The organism is Pseudomonas sp. PSPC3-2 (assembly GCF_049897085.1).
Taxonomy (GTDB): domain Bacteria; phylum Pseudomonadota; class Gammaproteobacteria; order Pseudomonadales; family Pseudomonadaceae; genus Aquipseudomonas; species Aquipseudomonas paraveronii.
Genome location: NZ_JAFCVO010000017.1, coordinates 64,877 through 88,943, shown reverse-complemented (window position 1 = coordinate 88,943; position 24,067 = coordinate 64,877). Strand labels below are relative to the sequence as shown.

The following is a 24,067-nucleotide window of genomic DNA, read 5'->3' as shown; positions in this document are numbered from 1 at the left end:
CAGGTCGCAACCTGAGTAAAAAACCCCGGCCAACTACATAGTTAGCCTCCTCCGTGCCTTGCCACTTTCTAGCATGCCGAAGCTGTTCTTCCGGCAGCGTCCATGAAATGGCAAGGCAGGAACCCATGAGCCAACAAACGTCTACCCCCCCACACAGCCCCTCCGATACGCTGATCACTCAACTCTGCGTCGGCCCCGCCTTCCGGGAAGCCGCCAGCGCGTTGCTACGGCGCTCGTTGCAGGAACGCTACCCAGACCTCGGCATCGACCCGGACACCGCCATGGTCGGCACACCGGTATGGGACGTTGTCGACGACGAAATCGTCGCCCGCCCCACCGGGTACCAGCCCCTTACCGACATCCTCACCCACCAGGCCGTCTCGGGCGAACCCACGCTCTATATCGAAGGCGTGCACTTCCTCATTCAGCAGAAAAACCAGCAACCCACCGCCCACCTGCCGGTGCGCATCACACAGATCGCCACCCTGATCAACCTGCTGGCGCCCCTGATGCTCACCGCCTATCAGGAACAACAAGTGGCGTTCTGGAACACCAGCAATGGCAACTCCGGCACCCACTGGCAAGCCCTGTCCAGCACGCTGCGGTCGCTGTGGAACGTAACCCGTGTCGAGGGGTGGGACGCGCAGGACTGTGCCATGGCCCGCACGCTGTACGCCGCGCCTGAACTGACGCGCCGCCAGGTCGGCGACGACTTCGCCAGCCGCGCCTACCTGGTGGACGTTGATCAGGTCGACGGCGCAACCGTGACCCACTTGGGCGTGCTGTCGATCGCCGTGCTGATCGGCAGCTATGAAGGGGAGACCCTTATCCTCACCTACTCGCTGCTCAACGGTTACGAAAAGTTCACCTCGCTGGAACAACTGGGCCGGAGCTTGCCCGACTACCTCAACCGCCAATCGCGCACCCATATCCAGTGGCGACTGTTCGAACCCACGGGGCATTTTTTCGATCACCAGGCTTGCACGCTGATCGCCCATCAGCTCGCCTTCATTGCGCAACTCGACGTTCAGCAACTGAGCCGCACCGACCCCAGCGAGTCCTCACTCAACCTGCCACCGGCCACCAAAGAGCTGGTGGGTGAAAAGCAACCCGACCTCAAACCCTATCTCGACGCGCTGCCTAAGTGGCTGACGTCTGCCTCCACCACCGACCTGAGTCTCTACGCCCGCTATCTGAAAGACCTCGCCGCCCTACACAGCCTCAACGCCGGCAAGTCCTATGACGACGACATCCCGCAGATCCAGACCTACGCGCTGGACAGGCTGCGCACCGAAATGCTCAAGGAGCACGCCGACGCGGCGAACCTGCACTTGGATAACATCGAGATTCAGGTGCGCAGCCTGATCGTCTGGGGCAGTTTCACCCTGCCGGGCAAGGTCGACACCGCCCTCTTCAGCCTGGCCGACCTGGCCCTGCAAAACCTGATCAGCCTGCCCCTCGGCGACAAAAGCATTCGCCTGCGCAACGGCGGCGCCCTGCCTGAGTGGCTGACCGTGGCCTACATCGAAAGCCTGATCCGCCGGGTGGACATCGGCCAACACTACCCGGCCCTGGCCAAAAGCAAGTTGCTCGACAACACCCTCGAATCCACCCGCCGCCAGGGCCTGTACAGCAGCCATTTGCGTATCCAACTGCCGCTGCAGGCGTTGCAATACAAAATAAGCCAACACGCCGGGGTCGACGAGCTGGGATATCGCTACGTCGCTGCCGTGCTAGCGCCAGAGACGGCGGACCGCCAGGTCGACGGGCAAACCATCGTCCTTCGCCCCCTGGCCTTCGCACCGAAAAACCGTAGCGCAGGCACGCAAGACGTGGTCGCCAACATGTTTGTGATAGGCCCCCAAGACCAGAGCGCCGGGCCCTGCCTGTTGTATCGCCCGATGGCCGAGCTGCAACTGCTGCAATACCCGTCGCCGGCCGACCTGCTGTATGCGATCCGCCAATCGCGCCATCTGCGCGACTCGGTCCTGGCCTGGCTGCCGGACAGCGTGCGCGACGACTATGCCCGCTACGCGTTCCCCGGCGAACTGCCCTCGCCCTGGGCCGTCGTGGAGCTGCTGCTGGACCCGGTCAAACTCTATACGATGAGCGGCCCCATGGATCTCGGTACGCAAGTGCTCAGTGGTGACCTGCCCGGCGAGCTGTTCAAGGCCAACGCCAACGCGCTGATCACGCTGGCGGACCGTCAGTCGGCGTCGAACGCCGAAAGCCGCTGGGCGTCGTTCAAGCAGGCGGGCTGGCTGATCTTCAACGCGGCGCTGCCGTTCCTGGGCCGAACCGTGAACACCGCCGCCTGGATCTGGCAGATCCTGGATCAACTGCAAGCGGTGGTCGACGCGCGGCAGCAGAAGGACAAACCGGCTGAATGGTCCGCCCTGGCGGCATTACTGCTCAACCTCGGGATGGTGCTGACCCTGCACATCGCCAGCCGCAACGCACCGTCAGAGCCCCGCCTGGCCAAGGAAGAACCCGCGCCGAAACTTCCCGTCGAGCCCGAGGTGATCGCCAAGCCCGTAACGGTCAAACAGTTGGCCAACCTCTCGGCACCTGAACTGCCCGGCAATCACCCGCATGCCCTGCACACGCTTGCCGCGATCAATCGCAATGCCAGCGACCTGGGCAGCCTGCTGGACAGTTTCAAGGTCGAAAAGCCGGGGGTGCGCAGCAAAGCCTCGGCGCGCATCGGCCCTCAACGTCACCTCTACCCACTGCTCGATAAATGGTACGCACAGGTCGGTGAACGCTGGTTCGAAGTGACGGTGGACGAGAATGACGACGTGCAGATCGCCGACCCCAAGCAACCAATGCGCAACGGCCCCTTTCTGATCGGCAATCTCAAGGGCGAGTGGTTCATCGACACCCGGCTGCGCCTGCGTGGCGGCGGCTCAAGGAGCCTGGAGCGCAAAGCCCGGGCGGCAGCCGAACGCAAGGCAAGCCAACTGCGCGCCCCGATCACCACCTTCGAGCAACAGAAAAAGACCGCCCAGGAAACCCTGCAAAAGGCTCATCAAGCATTGGTTGACGCCCCGTCGACCTCGGCCCAGGCCGCGCAAAGGGCCTACCTCAATCAACTGGAGGTCCAGCGCACAGACTACGAAACCGCCCTGCAAAACCTCAAAGAATTGAATGTGGTTGCCCCAACGCCTGACTACCTGCACCGCGCCGTGGGGTATGTCAAAGCTCAACTGAGCCTCAGCTGGACCGGCCTCAACGAGGTGCTGAAAGCCTTTACCCCCAAATTACGCACAACCCTGGACCACATCGCGAAGCAGGCCGCCGACGCACGCGTGCGCAACATCCCCGATGCGCTCGAAATGAACGAAACGCTGCGCGGCATGGTTGGGCGCCTGGATTACTTCGAAACGCGCTTCAACGAACTGCGTGACCTGCCCGGCGAAGGCCTGCGCCTGATAAAGGACACCAAAAGCCTGCTGCCCGCCTACAGCAGCGGCGACCTCAAGGCGTTGCAAGTGACCTTGGCCCGCAACCTGTGCCTGCGCGAAAACACCACCCTCAGCGCACCGCTGGCGTGGGCGGCCATCGACCATATCGTCGATGCCTGCGACATCGCCATCCAGGCCCTGCGCGACACCTTGCGCGAACACAGTGACAGGCGAATCGACGAACAGATCGAGACCCTGAGCAGCCTGATCGAACAGTTCACCGTGCTGGGCGAGCGCCTGCAGGACTTCCCCACGGAGTTCCCCAGCGTCTCCCTGGCGGAACCACTGACCCGCCTGCGCGACCAACTCGGCGAGTACACAAAACGCGCCAGTACCCATCTGACGCAATTAGCCGACCGACGCAGCTCGCTGAGAGCCACCCCCAGCCCGCCGCCCACTCCGCCACGCGCGCAGAATAAATTCATCCGCACGCGTTACCACGGCATGGTGGTGGGCGAGCCGCAGTTGTCCGACGCGGGCCTGGACACCGGGCTGGTGGATGTTCGCTCGCCCCTGTCCAACACCGTGGTGGCCACGTTTCACGAAAAACCGGACGGCTTTTGGGTGCAACGGGTCAGGAGCGAACAGACGGTGAGCACGCCCATCGACCTGCAAACCAGCGTGGACACCGGCCAGGACCTGCTCGACGGACTACCGGACTTCAAACAACGGATCACCGGGCTGGCCAGTCAAGCCCAACGCACGCCCATCGGCATCGAATATTTGTACCATCAACACGCCCAGCGCCTGGAGCAAGCCACGAGCAATATCGAGCACGCCCTGACCCAGAAGAACCTCGCGCAAGGCGACGTGGCCCTGGCCAGCACCGTCAAAAAAGCACTCAGCGACGCCGCGACCACCCTCTATCAACACTCCATAGAGAACGTGCTGAGGATGACTCAACAGCACCCGCCCACCCCCTCCGGCGTGCAATGGCTCAAGGCCCGCAACGCGATCACCATCAAAAAAACCATCAGCCGACGGCGCATCAAGTCCATCAGGCCCGATTACCTGGACGAATACACCATCACCGACAGCAGCACCCATAAGGTGCTGTGGTATGCGCATTTCCACTACTCGACCGACTGGACCACGTCCCGGTCGTTTATCCGCGCACGCCTCAAGACACCACGAGAGCACAGCCTTGGCGCGGCAGCCGATACCACCAAAGGCCTGAGCAGCACGCAACGCGTGGCGTTCCACCGCAGCGAGATCAACGAGAGTCAGGCCGCAACGTTATTTTTCAACCCGGCCTGACACGCAGACGACGGCACACAACTTGCTCCTTCACCGCACCAGACCCGTTGGAGCCGTCGATGCTGCACGCTCATCTCACCACCCTCAACGCGGTGTCGCTGGTGCTCAACACCTTCAAGGCCGAAGGGCTGCCCAGCGAGGCCTTGCTCGCGGGCAGCGGCATCTGCGCGGCGGACTTGAGCCGCGCCGACACGCGCATCACCACCAATCAGGAAATGCGCGTATGCACCAATGCCGTGGCCCTGCGCCGGGATGTCGGCCTGGCGCTGGGCCGCCAGATGCATGTGTCGGCCTACGGCATGCTCGGTTACGCACTGCTGACGAGTGCCACCTTCGGTGACGCTTTGCGCCTGGCGCTGCGGTATCCGGCGCTACTGGGAACACTTTTCGAACTGAGCCTGGAGGCGGATGGCGAGCGCATCTGGTTCACCGCCAGTGACTATCGGGAAAACCCGGCCATGCAGATGTTCAACGTCGAACTGTGCCTGGCCTCGCTGAAGGTGATCTGCGACGACCTGCTCGGCCAGCCCCTGGCGCTGCTTGGCGCGCGCTTTGAATACAGCGCGCCGGACTATCGGGCACGCTACAGCGAGTGTTTCGCCTGCCCGCTAGAGTTTGACGCCGGCACCAACGCGTTCGCCTTCGACAAGCACTGGCTCGACCAGCCCCTGCCGCTGGCCGACGCCGTGACTCACCAGGCCATGGCCGAGCGTTGCCGCAAGCAGAACCTGGAATTCACCGGTCGCCAGGCGTGGCTGGGCAGAATCCGCCAGTTGCTCGCCAGCCAACTCGGCGCCGCGCCGGGGATTGAAGGCCTGGCCGCGCAGATGAACTGTTCACCGCGCACCTTGCGCCGGCACTTGCATGACCTGGGGTGCAGCTATCAGGAACTGCTCGACGAACTGCGCTTCGAGCGGGCCAAGCAATGGCTGGCCACAGATGAATTGCCGATCTACCGCATCGCCGAGCAACTGGGTTTCAGCGAAACCGCGAGTTTCCGGCATGCCTTTGTGCGCTGGAGCGGCGTGGCGCCGAGCCAATTTCGCGCATGACGCCCCATTAATGGGCGAATTGCGGACACACAATTTGGCCCGATTTATCCCCTTTTGGCCGCTCCTGCCGTTCTCATAAAGCGCGTCGCCCGCAAGACTGCAAGCACCGATACCGCCTGCGGAGAACAACAAAATGCTGACGATCTACTCGGACGATCACCACCTGCACCACGGCCGTTGTGAACTGATGGACGGGCAACTGATGCCCTGCTTTGAAATGCCCTCGCGCGCCGACCACGTACTGCAACGGGTCAAAGAGCGTGGGCTGGGCCCGGTCCTTGCGCCGCAGGACTTTGGCCTGGCGCCGCTTGAACGTGTCCACAGTCGCGACTACCTGGACTTCTTCCAAGGTGCCTGGCAACGCTGGACCGCATTCGGCGAGGACGGCGACCTGTTGCCCTACACCTGGCCCGCCCGCACCTTGCGCCACGTGTTGCCCACCAGCCTGCACGGCCAGCTCGGTTACTACAGCTTCGACGGTGGCGCACCGATTACCGCCGGCACCTGGCAAGCCGCCTACAGCGCCGCCCAGGTGGCGCTGACCGCGCAACAAGCGATCCAGCGCGGCGCCCACAGTGCGTTCGCCTTGTGCCGCCCGCCGGGGCACCACGCCGCCGGCGACTTGATGGGCGGTTATTGCTACCTCAACAACGCCGCCATCGCCGCCCAGGCGTTTCTCGACCAAGGCCAGCGGAAGGTGGCGATCCTCGACGTGGACTACCACCACGGCAACGGCACTCAATCGATCTTTTACGCGCGCAACGACGTGCTCTTTACCTCGATCCACGGACATCCGGAGGCGGAGTTCCCGTTTTTCCTCGGCTACGCCGACGAACGCGGAGACGGCGTCGGGGAAGGCTTCAACTTCAACTATCCGTTGCCGGCCGGTTCCGACTGGCCGCACTGGCGCGCGGCGCTTGACGAGGCTTGCACAGAAATCGAGCGCTACGCCGCCGACATCGTCGTCGTGTCCCTGGGCGTGGACACGTTCAAGGACGACCCCATCTCGCAGTTCAAGCTCGACAGCCCGGACTACCTGGCCATGGGCGCACGCATCGCCCGCCTGGGCAAACCCACGCTGTTTGTGATGGAAGGCGGCTACGCCGTAGCAGAAATCGGCATCAACGCCGTCAACGTTCTCGAAGGTTTTGAGGGGTCCATCCAATGAACATGCTCAAGTCGCTCATCCTCTGCGCCGCCGTTCTCGGCGGCGCGGCCCATGCCGAAGAGAAAACCCTGCGGGTCTACAACTGGTTCGACTACATCACGCCCAAGGCGCTGGAAGACTTCAAGGCGCAGAACCCCAACGTCAAACTGGTGTACGACATCTTCGACACCAACGAGGCCCTGGAAGCCAAGCTGCTCACCGGCAATTCCGGGTACGACGTAGTGGTGCCGTCCAACGTGTTCCTCGCCAAGCAGATCGAAGCTGGGGTGTTCCAGCCCCTGGACCGCAGCCAACTGCCGAACTGGAACCACCTCGACCCCAAGCTGATGAAGCTGATCGAGGCCAACGACCCCGGCAACAAGTTCGCCGTGCCCTACATGTACGGCACCATCCTGATCGGCTTCAACCCCGACAAGATCAAGGCCGCGCTCGGCACCGATGCGCCGGTGGACAGCTGGGACCTGATCTTCAAGGAAGAGAACATCAGCAAGCTCAAGCAGTGCGGCGTCGCGCTGCTCGATTCGCCGTCTGAGATCCTGCCGCTGGCCCTGCAACACCTGGGCCTGGACCCCAACAGCAACAACCCCAAGGACTATGAAAAAGCCGAAGCGTTGCTGATGAAAATCCGCCCGTACATCACCTACTTCCACTCCTCCAAATACATGGCCGATATCGCCAACGGTGACATCTGCGTGGCCGTCGGTTACTCAGGCAGCTTCTCCCAGGCCGCCAACCGCGCCAAGGAAGCCAAGAACGGCGTGACGGTCGACATGCGCCTGCCCAAGGAAGGTGCACCGATCTGGTTCGACATGCTCGCCCTGCCCAAAGGCGCGAAAAACCCGCAGGACGCCTACACCTTCATCAACTACCTGCTGCAACCGCAGGTGATCGCGCCGATCAGCGACTTCGTCGGTTATCCCAACCCGAACAAAGACGCGACAGAACGGGTTGACCCGGCCATCCGCAACAACCCCAACCTGTACCCCACCGAGGCGGCGATGGCCACGCTGTATACCTTGAAACCCCTGGGCCGCGACGCCGAGCGCGCCAGGACACGGGCCTGGACCAAGATCAAATCGGGGACCTAGGGGCGCCCCGCTATCTAACTACCACCGCCTGACGGGCCTGCGCTCTAACGTGGTCGAGGTCTCGGGTTGCATTCGGCAGCCCTCCTCACCGCGCCCGTCAGGAGCCCTCCCTTGCCCTCATCGCCCCCCAATGCCAATGACCTGTTGACTCAACTGACCACCGGCCCCTCCTTGCGCGAAGTCGCGGCCGCCACCCTGCGCTCGAGCTTGCGCGGGCTGTACCCGGATCTCGACATCGACCCCGACCTGACCGTTGTAGTGACGCCGCACTGGCAGATCACTGCCGGGGCGATCCTGCCCGGCGCCCCGAAATTTCAGTCGCTGACCGGCGCGTTGTACCGCAGTGCAACGTCCGGCGTGCCGGTGACCTGGATTGACGGCGAGCACTACCTGATCTATCAATCTGCCGCCGGGCCGAACGTGCATCTACCGATCAAAGTAGATGCCGTCGGCCGCCTGATCAATGAGCTGGCACCCTTGCTGCGCGTCGCGTACCAGGAGCAACAGCTCGCGTACTGGAACGAAAGCGACCACCACAACGGCCCACGTTGGCGCACCTTTGCCAACGCCTTACGCGCGATCTGGAATGTCGACAGCGTGGAAGGCTGGGACGAGGATGAATGCAACGTCGCCAGGAGCGTTTTTCACCACCCGGATTACGCCCAGCGCTTGCCCCAGGACAAATACGCGACCAAGGCTTATCTGATCGACGTCGACCTGGAGCACGCCACCCAGGTCAAACACCTCACTCTGTCGGCATTGGCGGTGCTGGTCGGGCGTCTTGGCGAGCGTGACATCATCCTCAGCTATTCGATCGCCGATGGGTTCGCCGCCTTCAAAAGCCTGCCAGCGCTTGGCGATGCCCTGAGCATTCAAGTCGCCAATCCACAGGCGGCCAAGCTCCACTGGCGATTGTTCCAACCCTCCGGGGACTTTTTCGAACAGCAGGCCTGTGCGTTTATTTCCTTGCAGATTCAGGCGATCGGCGTAATCGCGCTCGACAGCGATGAGCTGATCCCAACCATGATGCAAGACAAGCCAGGCAGCGAAATCGCCCTTCGCGCCCCGCTGAATCAAAACAGAATCGGCTGGGTTCATCGTGCCTTGCCCGACTGGATACTTAGCGCATCCTCGTCGGACCAGGCCACCTACGGGCGCTACATGATGGACCTGGCGGCCCTGCACCTGCGGCACGCCGGTAAAGCCTTTGATGACGGGATCAAGCACATCGGCGATTTTGCCCTGGATGCGATCCACACCCTGATGGTCAAGGACCACCCCAGCGTGGCCCGCACGACGCTGGACAGCGTGCGGATCAGCGTCACCAGCGTGCAGGTCTGGGGCACCCTGATTGTGCCGGGAAATACCCAGACCCAAACCTTTACTCTGGCCGAGTTGGCCCTGGAAAACCTGATAGCCCTGCCCTTGGGCAACAAAACCGTCCGTTATGAAAGCGGCAGCGCCGTACCCGCCTGGATGACGGCGTCCTACCTGGAACGCTTGATTACCCAGGCGAACGTCGGCGTGTACTACCCGGCCCTGGTCAAGCGCACATTGCTCGACGACCCGGCCGAGTCCACGCGGCGGCAACATCTCTACACCGCTCAGTTACGCCTGCAATTACCGTTACTGGCGTTGCACTATAAGGTCCGCCGTTTCCATGGCCTGAGCGAACAGGGCTATCGCTATGTCTGCGCAGCGATGAATCCAGACAGCGCAGCGCGTGTGGTCGACGGCATGGCGGTGGTCATCCGCCGCTTGTCCCTGCTCCCCAAACGCCGCCTGAGCTCGGCCGTCGACGTCGTCGGCAACATGTTCGTCATCGGCCCTCAAGACCCAAAAAAGGGCCCCTGTCTGCTCTATCGTCCGCTGTCCAACCAACCGTTGATGCAGTTCCCGTCACCGACCAACCTGCTGTACGCGATCAAACAAGACACGCCCTTGCGCCAATCGGTCCTGGCCTGGCTGCCCGACAAGGTGCGAACGGTTTATGCACAGTTTGTGTTTCCCGGCAGCCTGCCCTCGCCTTGGGTATTTACCAGCATGCTGAACGACCCGCTGAACGCACTGGTGATGACCGGGCCCATCGAACTGGGGCGGGAAGTGGTGCGCAACGACGACTTTGCCACACTGTTCCAAGCCACTGCCGACGCGCTGGTCACCCTGGCCGACCGCCAATCGGTGTCGAATGCCGAGGCGCGCTGGGAGAGTTTCAAGCATGCCGGGTGGCTGATGTTCAATACCGTGCTGCCGTTCATGGGCCGCGCCGCGGGCGCCGCGACCTGGATCTGGCAATTGATGGATGACCTGCAACAGATGGTCGACGCCAATGAGATCGGTGACCGTTCAGCCGGGCTCTCGGCGCTGGTAGATATCTTGCTGACGCTCGGCGTGGTGTTGGCGACGCATGTCGCCACGGCCCACCAGCCTGAATCGCCCATCGAGAAACCTGCCAAGCCGCCGGCATTGCAGGCGCAGGAGACCACGGTAGAGGTCGTCCAAAAGCCGGATATCACGACGGCAGAACTGCCCGTCGACCACGAACACACCCTGCACATCAGTGGCGCCTTGAACCGCAGCGCACTGAGCCTGGGTACGTTCCTGGACGGTTTCGCGCTGCCCAAGCCCGATCAATTGGGCACACAACAGACAGTGGAAGGCCCCCATCAGCATCTCTACGCCAAAGACACCCACTGGTACGCCCCGGTGGGTACACGCTGGTTTGAAGTCATCGTCGACGAAAACGACGCCGTGTTGATCATCGATCCGCACCAACCCGGCCGACGCGGCCCCCCGCTGATTGCCAATCGCCTGGGTCAATGGTTCGTCGACACGCGCTTGCGCCTCCGTGCAGGCGGCCTGCGCAGCCGGCGCAAAAAAGGCGAAGCCCTCAGGCCACCTAAAATCAACGATTTACGCCAGCATCTGGCGACCTTCGACAGCGAGCGCCCCCAACGCCAACGCGATATTGAGGCCCTGCAAGGCGCCATCGACCGCACAGCGGACGACGCCAAAGCAGTCGCCAGAACCACCTTTCTCGAACAAGTGGATACACGCCTCAAAGAGATCGACGTGCCGATTTCCCAGCTCAAATCCCTGAATATTCTCGACACGGTGCCCAACTATCAGAACGCCATGGTCGGCTACCTGGAACATCAGCTATTTCTGGCGAGCTCCGCCATCAGCGAACAACAGATCCCGTTTCGCGAACAACTGGAAGCCATACATGGCCACCTCGACACCGAGGGTTTTGAAGAAGACGCCTTGCCTGCCGCTCACTACCGCGCCATGTACGCCGCGACGCAGGCCATGGTGGAGCGGATGGACTATCTGCAGGCGCGCTTCAAGGAGGCCCGCACCCTGGGCGTGCCAGGGGTCAAGCTGATCCAACTCTACGAACCGCACCTGCCCACGTATGCCGTTGATGATCTCAAGGCGTTCAGGATTACCCTGGGCCACTTCCTGTGCGTGTCAGAAAGCCAATCGGCCACACGCGCCGATGCCAGAGAAGCCTTGCACCGTATCGTCGATGTGGCGGAACTGGCGGTCCAAAGCGCCAGAGGCGCCATGAAGCCGGGCAACGTAGCGCCGCCGGCTCAGTTGATCGAGACCCTGGATAGCCTGATGGATCAGTTTTCCAGGGTGGACCAGAACCTGGTGGATCTGCCGGCGGAATTTCCCAACGACCTCAACAAGCCTCATCTGGAAAGCCTGCGCAAGCAGGTTGACGAATTCGCGCAACTCACTGAGAAGCAACTGACGACCCTGCTTCGCGAACGTAGAGCCATGGAGCCCACCGCAGGCCCGTCGCGCCCGGCCCCGAGGGCGAAGAAAAAATACATCAAGACGCGCTCCAAGGGTGTGGTGGTCGGCGATGAGCGTGAAAGCCCCGCCGAAGACGGCAAGACCCTGGTCGACGTGAAGGAACCCCTGACCGGCAAGGTGATTGCAACCTTCCATGAGAAAGAGCCGGGTGTTTGGGTCGAACGCGAACTGAAGCCCAAACCCGTTACCCGCACCCAGGCGCGTAACTTGGCAATCAGCATCAGCGACGGTCAGGCGCTGGTCGATGGGGTCGGCGCCTTTATCGCCAACAAGGAAGCCTGGGCGAAGGAAACCCGACAACTGCCGGTGGAAATCGAAGAACGCTTCCACCAGCACGCCAAAAAACTCGAACGGGCCAGCCAGGATATCGAAGAGGCGCTGACCTCCAGCAACCAGACAGAAAGCGCCTCGCCATCAGCCGCGTTGACTAACCGCAGCCTCAATGAGGCGATCACCCGGCTCTACCGGGAAGGCAAGCGGGTCATGATCGAGGTGCTCAAGCGCCGGCCACCGGAGGCGGCGCACGTCGAATTGCTCTTGCGCGAGGGCGCCGTGACGGTCGACCCGCCTGTCGGCCCCCGCACCCGACTCAGGGGGCGCGACAAGGGTTTCCTGCAGGAATATGCAGTGGTGGACGCCAACACCAAACGCCCGTTGTGGTACGCGCACTTTCACTACCCCACCCTCACCGGGCCGGAGGAAGCCTACACCGCAGCCCACCTGAAAAATCGGCAACAGCGACTGATGGGTGGCCGGTTCGAACCCTTGAGCGACATCGCCGTGTACCGCAGTGAAATCGGCCTGCATCTGGCCCGCTCGCTGTTCCTTAAAGCCAAGCCGCCTCAGCCCGCAGCCTGACCTGTCCAGGCCTCGCGCAACCGCCCGAGCGCCTGGCGGATCGCGGCTTCAGGCACCGCGGCAAAACCCAGCACCAGGCCGGCGCGCTGATCGGCCGGTGGCCCGGCCTGCGTCAGCCAATAGCTGCTCAGGCCATTGACCTCCACGCCCACCGCGCGGGCCTGCGCCACCAGTTGTTGTTCGCGGGCGAGGCTGTCCACCCGCACGGTGAGGTGCAGGCCTGCGGCACTATTGGGCAGGCTGCCCACCCCCGGCAGCTCGCCCGGCCAGCCCTCCAGCAGTGCGTTACGCCGGCTGAGCGCAGCGCGGCGCATGCGCCGGATATGCCGCTGGAAGTGCCCCGCCGCCATGAATTCCGCCATCACCGCCTGGGTGCTGACCTCCGAATGCCGCACATCCACGGCGCGGCGCTGGGCGAACGCGTCGACCAGCGTCGGCGGCAACACCAGATAACCCAGGCGCAGCGCCGGGAACGCGACTTTGCCGAACGTCCCCACATACAGCACCCGCCCGCTGCGATCCAGGGCCGCCAGCGGGGCCAGCGGCGCGCCGCTGTAACGGTACTCGCCGTCGTAGTCATCCTCGACGATCCAGCCACCGCTGCGTTCGGCCCAGGCCAGCAACTCCAGGCGCCGGGCCAGGCTCATGACCACGCCCAGCGGGTACTGATGGGACGGGGTGACATACGCCAGGCGGCAGTTATCGAGGCGGTTCAATACGCTGCAGTCGATCCCCTCGCTGTCCACCGCCACACCCTGCAGCTGCGCACCGGCCACGGCGAACGCATGACCGGCGGCGCGGTAGCCGGGATTTTCAATCGCCACGCTATCGCCGGGGGTCACCAGCAACTGTGCACAAAGGCTAATTGCCTGCTGTGCACCACTGGTGATCACAATTTGCTCAGCCGTGCATTGCATGCCCCGCGAACTGCGCAGGTAAGCGGCGATCAGCCCACGCAATCGCTCGTCCCCGGCCGGGTTGCCATAACACAGGCGTTCGAGGTCCGGCTTGCGCCAAAAAGCCGCACTCAGCTTGGCCCAGACGTCAAACGGGAACAGATCGAAGGCCGGAACCCCCACCCGGAACGCCCGTGGTGGACCGGTGGGCGGCAGGGGCAAATGGTTGTTTTCGAGGCGCTCCAGGGCCGCGCTGTGGATAACTTTTTCACGCGGAATATCGGCTTTTTTAGGGTCGATTGTGGATAAGGCTGGGGATAAGCCTGTTGAAAACCCTGTGGACAGTTTTGTGGATAGTTTTTTTGAGCTGGGCAGTTGGGCGACATAAGTCCCGTCGCCCACGCGGCTTTGCGTGAAGCCCTCGGCATATAGCTGATCGTAGGCGCGTACCACGCTGTTGCGCGAAATCGATAACGCCGCGGCCAGGTCGCGCGTGGCGGGCAAGCGCGTGCCGCTGGCCAGTCGCCCGTCCAGCACCCGCTGGCGCAGGGCGTCATACAGCTGGCGGGTCAGCCCCTGACGACGATCCAGCTCGATTCCCGCAGGGTTGAACGACAGCGGCGGCGCAGGGGGCGACATAGGGCAGGCTCCGTAATTGGACCTATAAAATTGGTCCTAGATGGCTCTTACAACGAACCATTAGCCTGCCTAGGATGCAGGCATTCGCCAAGGAATACTTTCATGTACATACCGCGCGCCTTTGCCCTCGACGATTTACCCGAACTGCAACAACTGATCCAGCACACACGCCTGGCGCAGGTGGTGACCATGGGTGAGCACGGCCTGCAAGCCAGCCACCTGCCGCTGCTGCTCAACCCGGACGAGGGCCCGAACGGCACGCTCTACGGCCACCTGGCCAAGGCCAACCCGCAGTGGCACGACCTGCAGAACAGCGGCGAAGCGCTGGTGATTTTTGCCGGGGCCGACGCCTATGTCAGCCCGGCGTTTTACCCGGCCAAGGCCGAGCACGGCAAAGTAGTGCCCACCTGGAATTACCTGGCGGTGCACGCCTACGGCACGGCCGACGTGTTTACCGACGCCGAGCGCCTGCTCGGCGTGGTCAGCGCCCTCACCGACCGCCACGAAGGCCGCCGCGCCCAGCCCTGGAAAGTCAGCGACGCGCCGGCCGACTACATTGAAGGCATGCTCAAGGCCATCGTCGGTTTCGCCTTGCCCATCGAACGCCTGATCGGCACACGCAAACTCAGCCAGAACCGCAGTGCCGCCGACATCCAGGGCGTGCGCGAAGGGCTGGCCACCAGCCTTGACGTGCGCGACCAGACCCTCGCCCGTTTTATTCCTCAAGGAACCCCAGAATGAGCCCGATCGACATCCGCCCGGTCACCGCCGCCGACCACGCCGCCTGGCTGCCGCTGTGGCACGCGTATTTGCAGTTCTGCAACACCGAACTGCCGGACGCCGTCAGCCAGAGCACCTGGCAACGCCTGCTCGACGCCCGTGAGCCGACCCATTCCGCGCTCGCCTGGCAAGACGGCAAAGCGGTGGGCATGGTCAACTTCATCTACCACCGCTCCAACTGGAGCATTGAAAACTCCTGCTACCTGCAAGACCTATTGGTGGACCCGGCCCAGCGCGGCACCGGGGTTGGCCGCACATTGATCGAATTCGTCTACGCCACGGCCAAAGCCGACGGCTGCTGCAAGGTCCATTGGCTGACCCACGAGACCAATGCCACCGCGATCCAACTGTACGAACGCATCGCCGAACGCCCTGGTTTCATCCAATTTCGCAAAGGCCTTTAAGGAGCGCAGCATGTCCACCTCTCTCGCCGACTGGCAAGGCGTCCCGGCGCCCACGGTACAACTGCTCGAAGGGCGTTTCATTCGCCTGGAAAAACTCGACCCGGCGCGCCACGCCGACGGTCTGTGGCACGCCCTCGAAGGCCCCGGCGCCGACCCCAAGCTGTGGGACTATTTGCCGTATGGCCCGTTCAGCGACCGCGCCGCGTTCGATGCCTGGCTCAACAACCATGCCCAGCACAACGAGCCGTATTTCTTCAGCGTGATCGACCGCGCCAGCGGCGATGTGCAGGGCATCCTCAGCCTGATGTCCATCGTCCCGGCCCACGGGCGCATCGAAATCGGCCACGTCACCTTCGGCGCGCCGATGCAGCGCTCGCCGAAAAGCACCGAAGCCGTGTATCTATTGGCCAAGCATGCTTTCGAACTGGGCTACCGCCGGCTGGAGTGGAAGTGCAACAACGGCAATGCCCGCTCCAAATATGCCGCCGAGCGGCTGGGGTTCAGTTTTGAAGGGGTGTTCCGCCAGCACATGGTCGTCAAGGGGCAGAACCGGGACACGGCGTGGTATTCGATTCTGGACTCGGAATGGCCGCCGATCGGGGCGGGGTTTGAGCAATGGCTGTCGGAGGCCAACCAGGCAGGTTCGGGGCAATTGAAAAGCCTGGCGGAGTGCCGCGCCTAAATCCCACAGACAGCGCAGCAGCAAAATATGAGAGCGGGCTTGCCCGCGAGGCGGTGGGTCAGTCGAGATTGATTTTCGACTGGCCTACCGCTATCGCGGCATAGGTATCTACACATCCGATGGCGCAGACAACCCCAGTCGTATCGCGAGCGGTTGCTTTGCTTTTGCTCTGTTTTTGATTTTGATCTTAGGCGCCCCGTTAACCACGCTGGCCGAACGCAGGCTTGAATCCGAGTGGTGGGGCAAGAGCGTTTTGCTTACTTTTGCGCTTTTCAAAAGTGAGCCGCCGTAAGGGCGGAACCCATAGCGGCCGTTACCTGAATAATGGATATGTACTCATTCCAACCCGAATAAAGGGTCGGCCCACAGGCCGCCACGGGGGCAAGCGCCCTCCCACACTCGGTCGTCAGCGCCATCCGCACGGGGTGTCAGTCGGCAAGCTGCTTGGCCAGCACCGCAATATGCTCCGGCCCGATCCCGCAGCAACCGCCTAAATGGCTGGCGCCGCGCTTCTGCCAATCGGCCGCCCATTGCAGGTAGCCCGGCGGGTCAAGGTCTTCGCGCAACGGGTCGAGGCCGTCGTTGGCCGTGGCCTCCTTGGGCTGCGGCGGGAAGGCGTTGGCGTAGGCGCCGATCTGGATCGCCACCCCCAGGCGCTCGAAGGTCTGGCGTGCCGCGTCAATCGCCGCGCCAATCACTTCCGGTTGGCTGCAGTTGAACAACAGCACCTGCACCCCCAGTTGCGCAGCCGCTTCGGCCGCCTCTGCCACCGGCTCGCCGGAACGCAGGCGCGGCACCCCGTCGGTGTCTTCGTCCTTCAGGGTAAACGACAGCCAGAACGGTTTGCCGTCCGCCGGCAGACCGGCATGGATAGCCCGCGCCTCGACGATCGAACTCTGGGTTTCCGCCAGCCACAGGTCAACATAAGGCGCCAAGCCAGTCACCAGGGGCGTCAGCAGCTCGCTGACCCGATCGGCTTCAAACAGGTCGGGCCGATAAGAACCAAACAGCGGCGGCAGGGAACCTGCCACACGTACCGCTTGGCCGGATGCCACCACCGCACGCCGCGCCAATTCACCGGCCAACGCCGCCAGGGCCTGGCCCTCGGCGGCAAACCGCGCTTCGCCAATATGAAACGGTACAACGGCGTAGCTGTTGCTGGTGATCACGTTGGCGCCGCTCTGGATGTAAGCCGCGTGTACCGCCGCCACCGCCTGCGGTGCTTCACTCAACGCCAGCGCTGACCACTCCGGCTGCCGGAACGGCGCGCCTCGGCGTTGCAGTTCGCGGCCCATGCCACCATCGAGAATTACTGTGCGTGCTGCGGCCATATACTTTTTACTCATAAGCTTATGAAAATAACTCACTATGAGAGTCGCCCTTATAACTATTTAATACGGTAAATTCGCTCCATAACAACTTCTTTTTGATTCGGGTGTCTCTCTTGAAACTAAAACCGCTACTGGCCCTGGGCCTGACCATGCTGGCTGCCTCCACCCAAGCCTTCGGCGGTGCAACCCTGGACCGGGTTGAGAAAAACCACGAACTGGTCGGTGTGCTGATGGAAAGCTACCCACCCTTCTCGTTCCTCAACGAGCAGAACCAGCTCGACGGTTTCGACGTCGACGTGGCCAAGGCCGTCGCGCAAAAACTCGGCGTGAAACTGCGCCTGGAGACCCCTTCCTGGGACGTGATCGCCGCCGGTCGCTGGAGCGGGCGTTACGACATTTGCATCTGCTCGATGACCCCAAGCAAGGCCCGCGCTGAAGTGTTCGACTTCCCGGTGGAGTACTACGCCTCGCCTGCGGTGATCGTGGTCAATGCCAAGGACGAGCGCATCCACGGTGCCAAAGACCTGAGCGGCAAGAAAGTCGGCCTCACCAGCGCCTCCAGCTACGAGAGCTACCTGAACAAAAACCTGGTAATCGAAGGCGCCGAAGACACCCAACTGCAGTACCCGTTCGAGAACGTGCAGATTGCCCCCTACGACACCGACAACGTGGCCTTCCAGGACCTGGGCCTGGGCGCCGGCGTGCGCCTGGATGCGATCCTCACCAACCTGGTCACCGCCCAACCGCGCCTGAGCCAGGACAAGCGCTTCAAGCTGGTCGGCGAAGCGCTGTACGCCGAGCCCAACTCGGTGGCCATCGAAAAAGGCGACCCGCAGTGGGACAGCAAAGTCCGTGAAGTCTTTGCACAACTGAAACAGGACGGCACCTTGAGCAAGTTGTCGCAAAAATGGATCGGTGCCGACATCAGCCAATGACCGCACTCCCCACTCCGCCCAAGCCGCCGACCAGCGCGTCGCGGCTACAGCGACTCTTCGGTTTTCGCACGCGCCTGTACCTGACTTGGGCCGCGCTGTTTTGCCTGTTCGCCAGTTTCTTCCTGAGCTTTGACCTGAAGTTCTCGATCATCCTCGACAAGCTGCCCAACCTGGTCGGCGTGCACCTGGCGCCCAACGGGTTTCTGCAAGGCGCGGCGCTGACCTTGTTCCTGTGCCTGTGCTCGATCGCGGCTTCGTCGGTACTGGGCTTTATCACTGCGCTGGGGCGCCTGTCGAAAAGCGCGGTGGCCTTCGGCGTCGCGAGTTTCTATGCCTCGTTCTTTCGCGGTACGCCGCTGCTGATCCAGATCCTGCTGATCTATCTGGGCCTGCCGCAACTGGGCCTGGTGCCGGGCGCCATCGTTGCCGGGATCATCGCGCTGTCGCTGAACTACGGCGCCTACCTGAGCGAGATCTTCCGCGCCGGCATCCTCGGCGTACCCCACGGCCAACGGGAAGCCGCCCTGGCCCTGGGCATGCGCGACAGCGCGATCTTCTGGCACGTCACCCTGCCCCAGGCCATGCGCACCATCATCCCGCCCGCCACCAACCAGTTCATCTCAATGCTCAAGGACTCGTCCCTGATCTCGGTGATGGGCGTGTGGGAAGTGATGTTCCTCGCGCAGTCCTACGGCCGCTCCAGCTATCGCTATATCGAAATGCTCACCACGGCGGCGATCATTTACTGGGTGATGTCCCTCGGCCTGGAACTGATCCAGGCGCGCATGGAGCGGCATTACGGCAAGGGGTATGTGCGACGGGGGTGAGGACTTGTTCAGATGAGTTTTTAATCGCACCGCACTAGAGACAACTCCCGCAAACCAGGGGTCGAGAGCCTGACAGTTATCGCCCCGCCATCTCGCTAAATTTCCGGCCTCATTCATCAGAGGTTGGGATCACATGTCCTTTACACACCAACGACTTGTACTTGTCATGGCGCTTGCGATCAGCGCCGCCAGCCTTCAACAGGCCCAGGCGCGGGGCGATATCGAATACCGGCCGTATCATTTCCAACCCTATGACGCGCTTGATGCTGAGTGGGCCGACGCGTCGCCTGAAAAAGCCGAACCCATCGACGGTTACCTCACTGGGCAAGCCACCACGCACAATGGCTTGCAGGTCGCCAAGGCCCTGGAACCCGCGCTGGTTCAATTGCTGGCGTCCGGCAAATTGACCTCCGAACAGATCAAAGAGCTGGAAAAGTTCGATGCCGCGCTCGCCAATCATCCCGGCGGCATCGGCGCGGCCCTTGAGCAATTGGCCGGCAGCCAGAACGCCAACCTCGCCGCTGCGACCCAAAACACCACGCAGCAACTGAGCGCCCAACTGCTTTCGATCCTGCGCACCCTGCCCGCCGACGACGATGGCCACTTCTGGCTCAAGGGCCTGGGCAATGACGGCACGCTCGACAAAAAAGCCGGCAGCGCCGGCCTGAAACACGGTACCCAAGGCCTGTTGCTGGGTGCCGACTGGGCGCTGGACCACGCCTGGCGTGTCGGCGTGATGGGCGCCAAATCCAGCAGCCACCTCGACGCCCAGCGTTTCTCCGCCGACCTCGACAGCTGGCACCTGGGCGGCTACGCCGTGCGTCAGGACGGCCCGTTGGCCCTGCGCCTGGGGGCGATCTACAGCAGCCATGACGGGCAGAACAAGCGCAGCGTCAAGCTGCTCGATTACGCCGAGCAGCTCAGGGGTAATTACACCGCCCACAGCCAAACCGTCTTCTCCGAAATGGGTTACCAATTGGGCAGTGCGGATTTCAGCGTGGAACCCTTCGCCGGCCTCGGTTACCAGCGCTATCACCGCGACGGTTTCAAGGAGCGGGGTGGCCTGAGCGCGCTGAACGTCGGCTCACAAAACCAACAGAATCTGAGCAGCACTTTTGGCCTTCGCCTGGCGTCGCTGTATCGGTTCGATAATCAGATGAGCCTGACACCCCACCTCAGCACCCGTTGGAAACACCTCTACGGCGATGTCGACAGCCAGGTCCGCCAATCCTTTCGCTATACGCCGGTGCAAAGCGACGGCTTTACCCTCCAGGGCACGTCGCTGGACCGCAATAGCCTGAACGTCGAGGCCGGCCTGGACCTCGCACTGTCGCCGCAACACACCGTGGGCCTGACCTACGCCAACGAAACAGGCAACCATAGCCGCAATCAGGGCCTGATGGGCCAGTGGCAAATAAAGTTCTGACCCCCGCAGCACCCGACGGCCAAATGGCGCGCAAAAAAAAGGGGAGCACCTGCTCCCCCGAGGATTAAGCGGTAGTGTCGAAGGCTGGATCAGCCTTCGATTTCAATCAGGATTTCGCCAGGGTTCACCCGGTCGCCCTTGGCCACGTGAACGGCGGTCACCTTGCCGGCAATCGCTGCCTGCACTTCGGTTTCCATCTTCATCGCTTCAGTAATCAGCACCGCCTGGCCGGCCTTGACCACGTCGCCTGGCTTGACCAGCACGTCGACGATATTGCCCGGCATCGTGGTGCTCACATGGCCTGGCTCGGTGGCTTGCTTGCGCTTGCTGCCGCCACCGCCGACGAACTCGTTGAGCGGTTCGAACACCACTTCTTCGGGCATGCCGTCGATGGACAGGTAGAAGTGACGCTTGCCTTCAGCCTTCACGCCGACCCCCGTGATGTCGACGCGGTAGCTTTCGCCGTGGACGTCGATGACGAACTCGGTCGGCACGCCTTCGCCACCGACACGGGCCACGCCGCCGGCTTCCGGGATCGGCAGCAGCACTTCAGGGGTCAGGGTGCCGGCGTCGCGTTCTTCGAGGAACTTGCGGCCAATGTCCGGGAACATGGCGTAGGTCAGCACATCTTCTTCAGACTTGGCCAACGCACCGATTTCACCGCGCAGCCTGGTCATTTCCGGCTTGAGCAGGTCGGCCGGGCGCACGTCGATCACGTCTTCGCTGCCGATGGCCTGGCGACGCAGTTGCTCGTTCACCGTGCCCGGCGCCTTGCCGTAGCCGCCTTGCAGGTAGAGCTTCACTTCGTTGGTGATGGTCTTGTAGCGCTCGCCGGCCAGCACGTTGAAGAACGCCTGGGTGCCGACGATCTGCGAGGTTGGGGTGACCAGCGGGGGGAAACCAAGGTCTTCACGCACGCGCGGAATTTCAGCCAGCACTTCGCCCATGCGGTTGAGTGCGCCCTGCTCTTTGAGCTGGTTGGCCAGGTTGGAAATCATCCCGCCCGGCACCTGGTTGACTTGCACGCGGGTGTCGACCGAGGTGAATTCGCTTTCGAACTGGTGGTACTTCTTACGCACGGCATAGAAGTACAGGCCGATTTCCTGCAACAGTTCCAGGTCGAGGCCGGTGTCGAATTCGCTGCCTTTAAGGGCCGCGACCATCGACTCGGTACCAGGATGGCTGGTGCCCCAGGCGAAGCTGGAGATGGCGGTGTCGATGTGGTCGGCACCGTTTTCGATGGCCTTGAGTTGGCACATCGCGGCCAAACCCGCCGTGTCGTGCGAGTGGATGAACACCGGCAGGCTCTGCTCGGCTTTCAGCGCTTTGACCAACTCGCCAGTGGCATACGGCGTCAGCAGGCCGGCCATGTCCTTGATCGCCACCGAGTCGCAACCCATGGACTCCATTTGCTTGGCCTGGGCCACAAACGCGTCGATGGTGTGTACCGGGCTGGTGGTGTAGGCAATGGTGCCCTGGGCATGTTTGCCGGCGGCTTTGACCGCTTCGATGGCCACGCGCAGGTTACGCACGTCGTTCATCGCGTCGAAGATGCGGAACACGTCGATACCGTTGACGGCGGCCTTGGCGACGAAGGCTTTGACCACGTCGTCGCTGTAGTGGCGGTAGCCCAGCAGGTTCTGGCCGCGCAGCAGCATTTGCAGGCGCGTGTTAGGCAACGCGGCGCGCAGTTTGCGCAGGCGCTCCCACGGGTCTTCTTTCAGAAAGCGCACGCAGGCGTCAAAGGTCGCGCCGCCCCAGACTTCCAGGGACCAGTAGCCGACTTGGTCGAGCTTGTCGCAGATCGGCAGCATGTCTTCGGTGCGCATGCGGGTGGCCAGCAACGATTGGTGGGCGTCGCGCAGGATGGTGTCGGTGACAAAGATCTTCTTGCTCATTGTTATATTCCTCACAGGCCTGCGTGGGCGGCGATGGCGGCGGCGATGGCCAGGGCCAGCTCTTCGGGTTTGCGCTTGATCGAGTAGTTGGTCAGCTCGGGGTGGCTTTCCACAAAACTGGTGTTGAACTGGCCGCTGCGAAATTCCGGGTTGCGCAGGATTTCCTGGTAGTAGGCGGCGGTGGTTTTCACGCCTTGCAGGCGCATGTCATCCAGGGCACGCAGGCCACGGTCCATGGCTTCTTCCCAGGTCAACGCCCAGACCACCAGTTTCAGGCACATGGAGTCGTAGAACGGCGGGATGGTGTAGCCGGTATAGATCGCCGTGTCGGTGCGCACGCCGGGGCCGCCGGGCGCGTAATAGCGGGTGATCTTGCCGAAGCTCGGCAGGAAGTTGTTCTTCGGGTCTTCGGCGTTGATCCGGAACTGCAACGCAAAACCACGGTGCTGGATGTCTTCCTGCTTCACCGACAGCGGCAGGCCCGAGGCGATACGGATCTGCTCGCGAACGATGTCGATCCCGGTGATTTCTTCGGTGATGGTGTGTTCCACCTGCACCCGGGTGTTCATCTCCATGAAGTACACCTCGCCTTCGGCGAGCAGGAACTCCACGGTACCGGCGTTCTCGTAGCCCACCGCCTTGGCCGCGCGCACCGACAGGTCGCCGATGTAGGCGCGCTGTTCAGGGGTCAGTTGCGGGCTCGGGGCGATTTCGATGAGCTTCTGGTTGCGGCGCTGGATCGAGCAATCGCGCTCGAACAGATGCACCACGTTGCCAAAGCTGTCACCGAGGATCTGCGCTTCGATGTGCTTGGGATTGACGATGCATTTTTCCAGGAACACTTCCGCCGAACCGAAGGCCTTGGTGGCTTCGGAAATCACACGCGGGAAGGCTTGCTCCAATTCTTCGCGGCTGTTGCAACGACGAATGCCGCGACCGCCACCGCCGGAGGTGGCCTTGAGCATCACCGGGTAACCGATACGGTCGCCTTCGACGAGGGCTTCGGCGATGTCGGCGACGTTGCCTTCCGTGCCGGGAGTGACCGGTACGCCGGCCTTGATCATGCTGCGGCGCGCTTCGGTCTTGTCACCCATGCGGCGAATCACTTCCGCCGATGGACCGATGAATTTAATCCCACGTTCGGCGCAAATATCCGCCAATTCGGCGTTTTCCGACAGGAAGCCGTAACCAGGGTGCAACGCATCGCAACCGGTTTCCACGGCCAGGTTCACCAGCTTGCGCGGGTTCAGGTAACCGGCCAGGGGCTCGGCCCCGATGCTGTGGGCCTCGTCGGCACGCTTGACGTGCAACGCGTGGCGGTCGGCGTCGGAATAGACCGCGACCGAGCGAATGCCCATCTCGGCGCACGCACGCACGATTCGGACGGCAATTTCACCACGGTTGGCGATCAGGATCTTTTTTATCACTTGGAAATTCCCTTGAGCCGATTGCTGCGTTCTTCGACCCGCTAGACCCGGGTCGGCGCGTGACTAAATGTTTCAAGCCAGTCGCGAGACACACACTAAGCCCGTTGAGG

At 62.6% G+C, this 24,067-nt stretch carries 15 protein-coding genes; 11 read left to right on the top strand and 4 right to left on the bottom strand.

Annotation, left to right across the window (positions count from 1 at the left end; all coding sequences use genetic code 11):
• Positions 1-125: 125 nt before the first annotated feature.
• The 5 genes from ACP7CJ_RS23510 (at position 126) to ACP7CJ_RS23490 (ending at position 12,712) form a co-directional block, all read left to right on the top strand.
• Positions 126-4,721 (top strand): dermonecrotic toxin domain-containing protein, encoded by a 4,596-nt coding sequence (locus ACP7CJ_RS23510; RefSeq protein WP_426102192.1) that lies wholly within the window; start codon positions 126-128, stop codon positions 4,719-4,721.
• A gap of 59 nt (positions 4,722-4,780) precedes the next feature.
• A complete protein-coding gene (locus ACP7CJ_RS23505) occupies positions 4,781-5,773 on the top strand; it encodes an AraC family transcriptional regulator (protein ID WP_426102194.1) in 993 nt (330 codons plus the stop codon).
• 133 nt (positions 5,774-5,906) lie between these two features.
• Entirely contained in the window at positions 5,907-6,941 is a 1,035-nt protein-coding gene (locus ACP7CJ_RS23500; protein ID WP_426102196.1) for a histone deacetylase family protein, read from the top strand.
• Entirely contained in the window at positions 6,938-8,029 is a 1,092-nt protein-coding gene (locus tag ACP7CJ_RS23495) for a polyamine ABC transporter substrate-binding protein (protein WP_426102198.1), read from the top strand. Before ACP7CJ_RS23500 ends, ACP7CJ_RS23495 begins: the two co-directional genes overlap by 4 nt.
• Positions 8,030-8,140: 111 nt before the next feature.
• Positions 8,141-12,712: a dermonecrotic toxin domain-containing protein gene (locus ACP7CJ_RS23490; RefSeq protein ID WP_426102200.1), complete on the top strand. Its 4,572-nt coding sequence runs from the start codon at positions 8,141-8,143 to the stop codon at positions 12,710-12,712.
• On the opposite strand, the gene ACP7CJ_RS23485 is transcribed toward ACP7CJ_RS23490, so the two are convergent.
• Entirely contained in the window at positions 12,697-14,247 is a 1,551-nt protein-coding gene (locus tag ACP7CJ_RS23485; RefSeq protein WP_426102202.1) for a PLP-dependent aminotransferase family protein, read from the bottom strand. The two genes, ACP7CJ_RS23490 and ACP7CJ_RS23485, sit on opposite strands and share 16 nt — an antisense overlap.
• Before the next feature lie 102 nt (positions 14,248-14,349).
• Here ACP7CJ_RS23485 and ACP7CJ_RS23480 point away from each other — a divergent pair, with 102 nt between their 5' ends.
• Genes ACP7CJ_RS23480 through ACP7CJ_RS23470 form a run of 3 tightly spaced genes read left to right on the top strand, consistent with a single transcriptional unit; the run spans position 14,350 to position 16,113 of the window.
• Positions 14,350-14,988, top strand: a complete 639-nt coding sequence (locus ACP7CJ_RS23480; RefSeq protein WP_426102204.1) for an FMN-binding negative transcriptional regulator — start codon at positions 14,350-14,352, stop codon at positions 14,986-14,988.
• Positions 14,985-15,431, top strand: a complete 447-nt coding sequence (locus tag ACP7CJ_RS23475) for a GNAT family N-acetyltransferase (RefSeq protein WP_426102206.1) — start codon at positions 14,985-14,987, stop codon at positions 15,429-15,431. Before ACP7CJ_RS23480 ends, ACP7CJ_RS23475 begins: the two co-directional genes overlap by 4 nt.
• Before the next feature lie 10 nt (positions 15,432-15,441).
• On the top strand, positions 15,442-16,113 hold the full coding sequence (locus tag ACP7CJ_RS23470) for a GNAT family N-acetyltransferase (protein ID WP_276195518.1): 672 nt from the start codon (positions 15,442-15,444) through the stop codon (positions 16,111-16,113).
• Positions 16,114-16,541: 428 nt separating this feature from the next.
• Here ACP7CJ_RS23470 and ACP7CJ_RS23465 read toward each other — a convergent pair whose 3' ends face one another.
• A complete protein-coding gene (locus ACP7CJ_RS23465; protein ID WP_426102208.1) occupies positions 16,542-17,444 on the bottom strand; it encodes a homocysteine S-methyltransferase family protein in 903 nt (300 codons plus the stop codon).
• 113 nt (positions 17,445-17,557) lie between these two features.
• Between ACP7CJ_RS23465 and ACP7CJ_RS23460 the strand changes: the two genes are divergently transcribed.
• The 3 genes from ACP7CJ_RS23460 (at position 17,558) to ACP7CJ_RS23450 (ending at position 20,632) form a co-directional block, all read left to right on the top strand.
• Positions 17,558-18,379: an ABC transporter substrate-binding protein gene (locus ACP7CJ_RS23460; RefSeq protein ID WP_276195520.1), complete on the top strand. Its 822-nt coding sequence runs from the start codon at positions 17,558-17,560 to the stop codon at positions 18,377-18,379.
• On the top strand, positions 18,376-19,206 hold the full coding sequence (locus ACP7CJ_RS23455) for an amino acid ABC transporter permease (protein WP_276195521.1): 831 nt from the start codon (positions 18,376-18,378) through the stop codon (positions 19,204-19,206). The genes ACP7CJ_RS23460 and ACP7CJ_RS23455 overlap by 4 nt, the downstream gene beginning before the upstream one ends.
• A gap of 133 nt (positions 19,207-19,339) precedes the next feature.
• The gene (locus tag ACP7CJ_RS23450; RefSeq protein WP_426102210.1) at positions 19,340-20,632 is read left to right on the top strand and encodes an autotransporter outer membrane beta-barrel domain-containing protein; all 1,293 of its coding nucleotides are present in this window, start codon (positions 19,340-19,342) and stop codon (positions 20,630-20,632) included.
• An 89-nt stretch (positions 20,633-20,721) separates the two neighbouring features.
• Here the strand turns inward: ACP7CJ_RS23450 and oadA are convergent, their stop codons facing one another.
• Positions 20,722-22,530 (bottom strand): sodium-extruding oxaloacetate decarboxylase subunit alpha, encoded by a 1,809-nt coding sequence (gene oadA / locus ACP7CJ_RS23445; RefSeq protein WP_247405731.1) that lies wholly within the window; start codon positions 22,528-22,530, stop codon positions 20,722-20,724.
• 11 nt (positions 22,531-22,541) lie between these two features.
• On the bottom strand, positions 22,542-23,957 hold the full coding sequence (locus tag ACP7CJ_RS23440; protein WP_276195523.1) for an acetyl-CoA carboxylase biotin carboxylase subunit: 1,416 nt from the start codon (positions 23,955-23,957) through the stop codon (positions 22,542-22,544).
• Positions 23,958-24,067 lie beyond the last annotated feature (110 nt).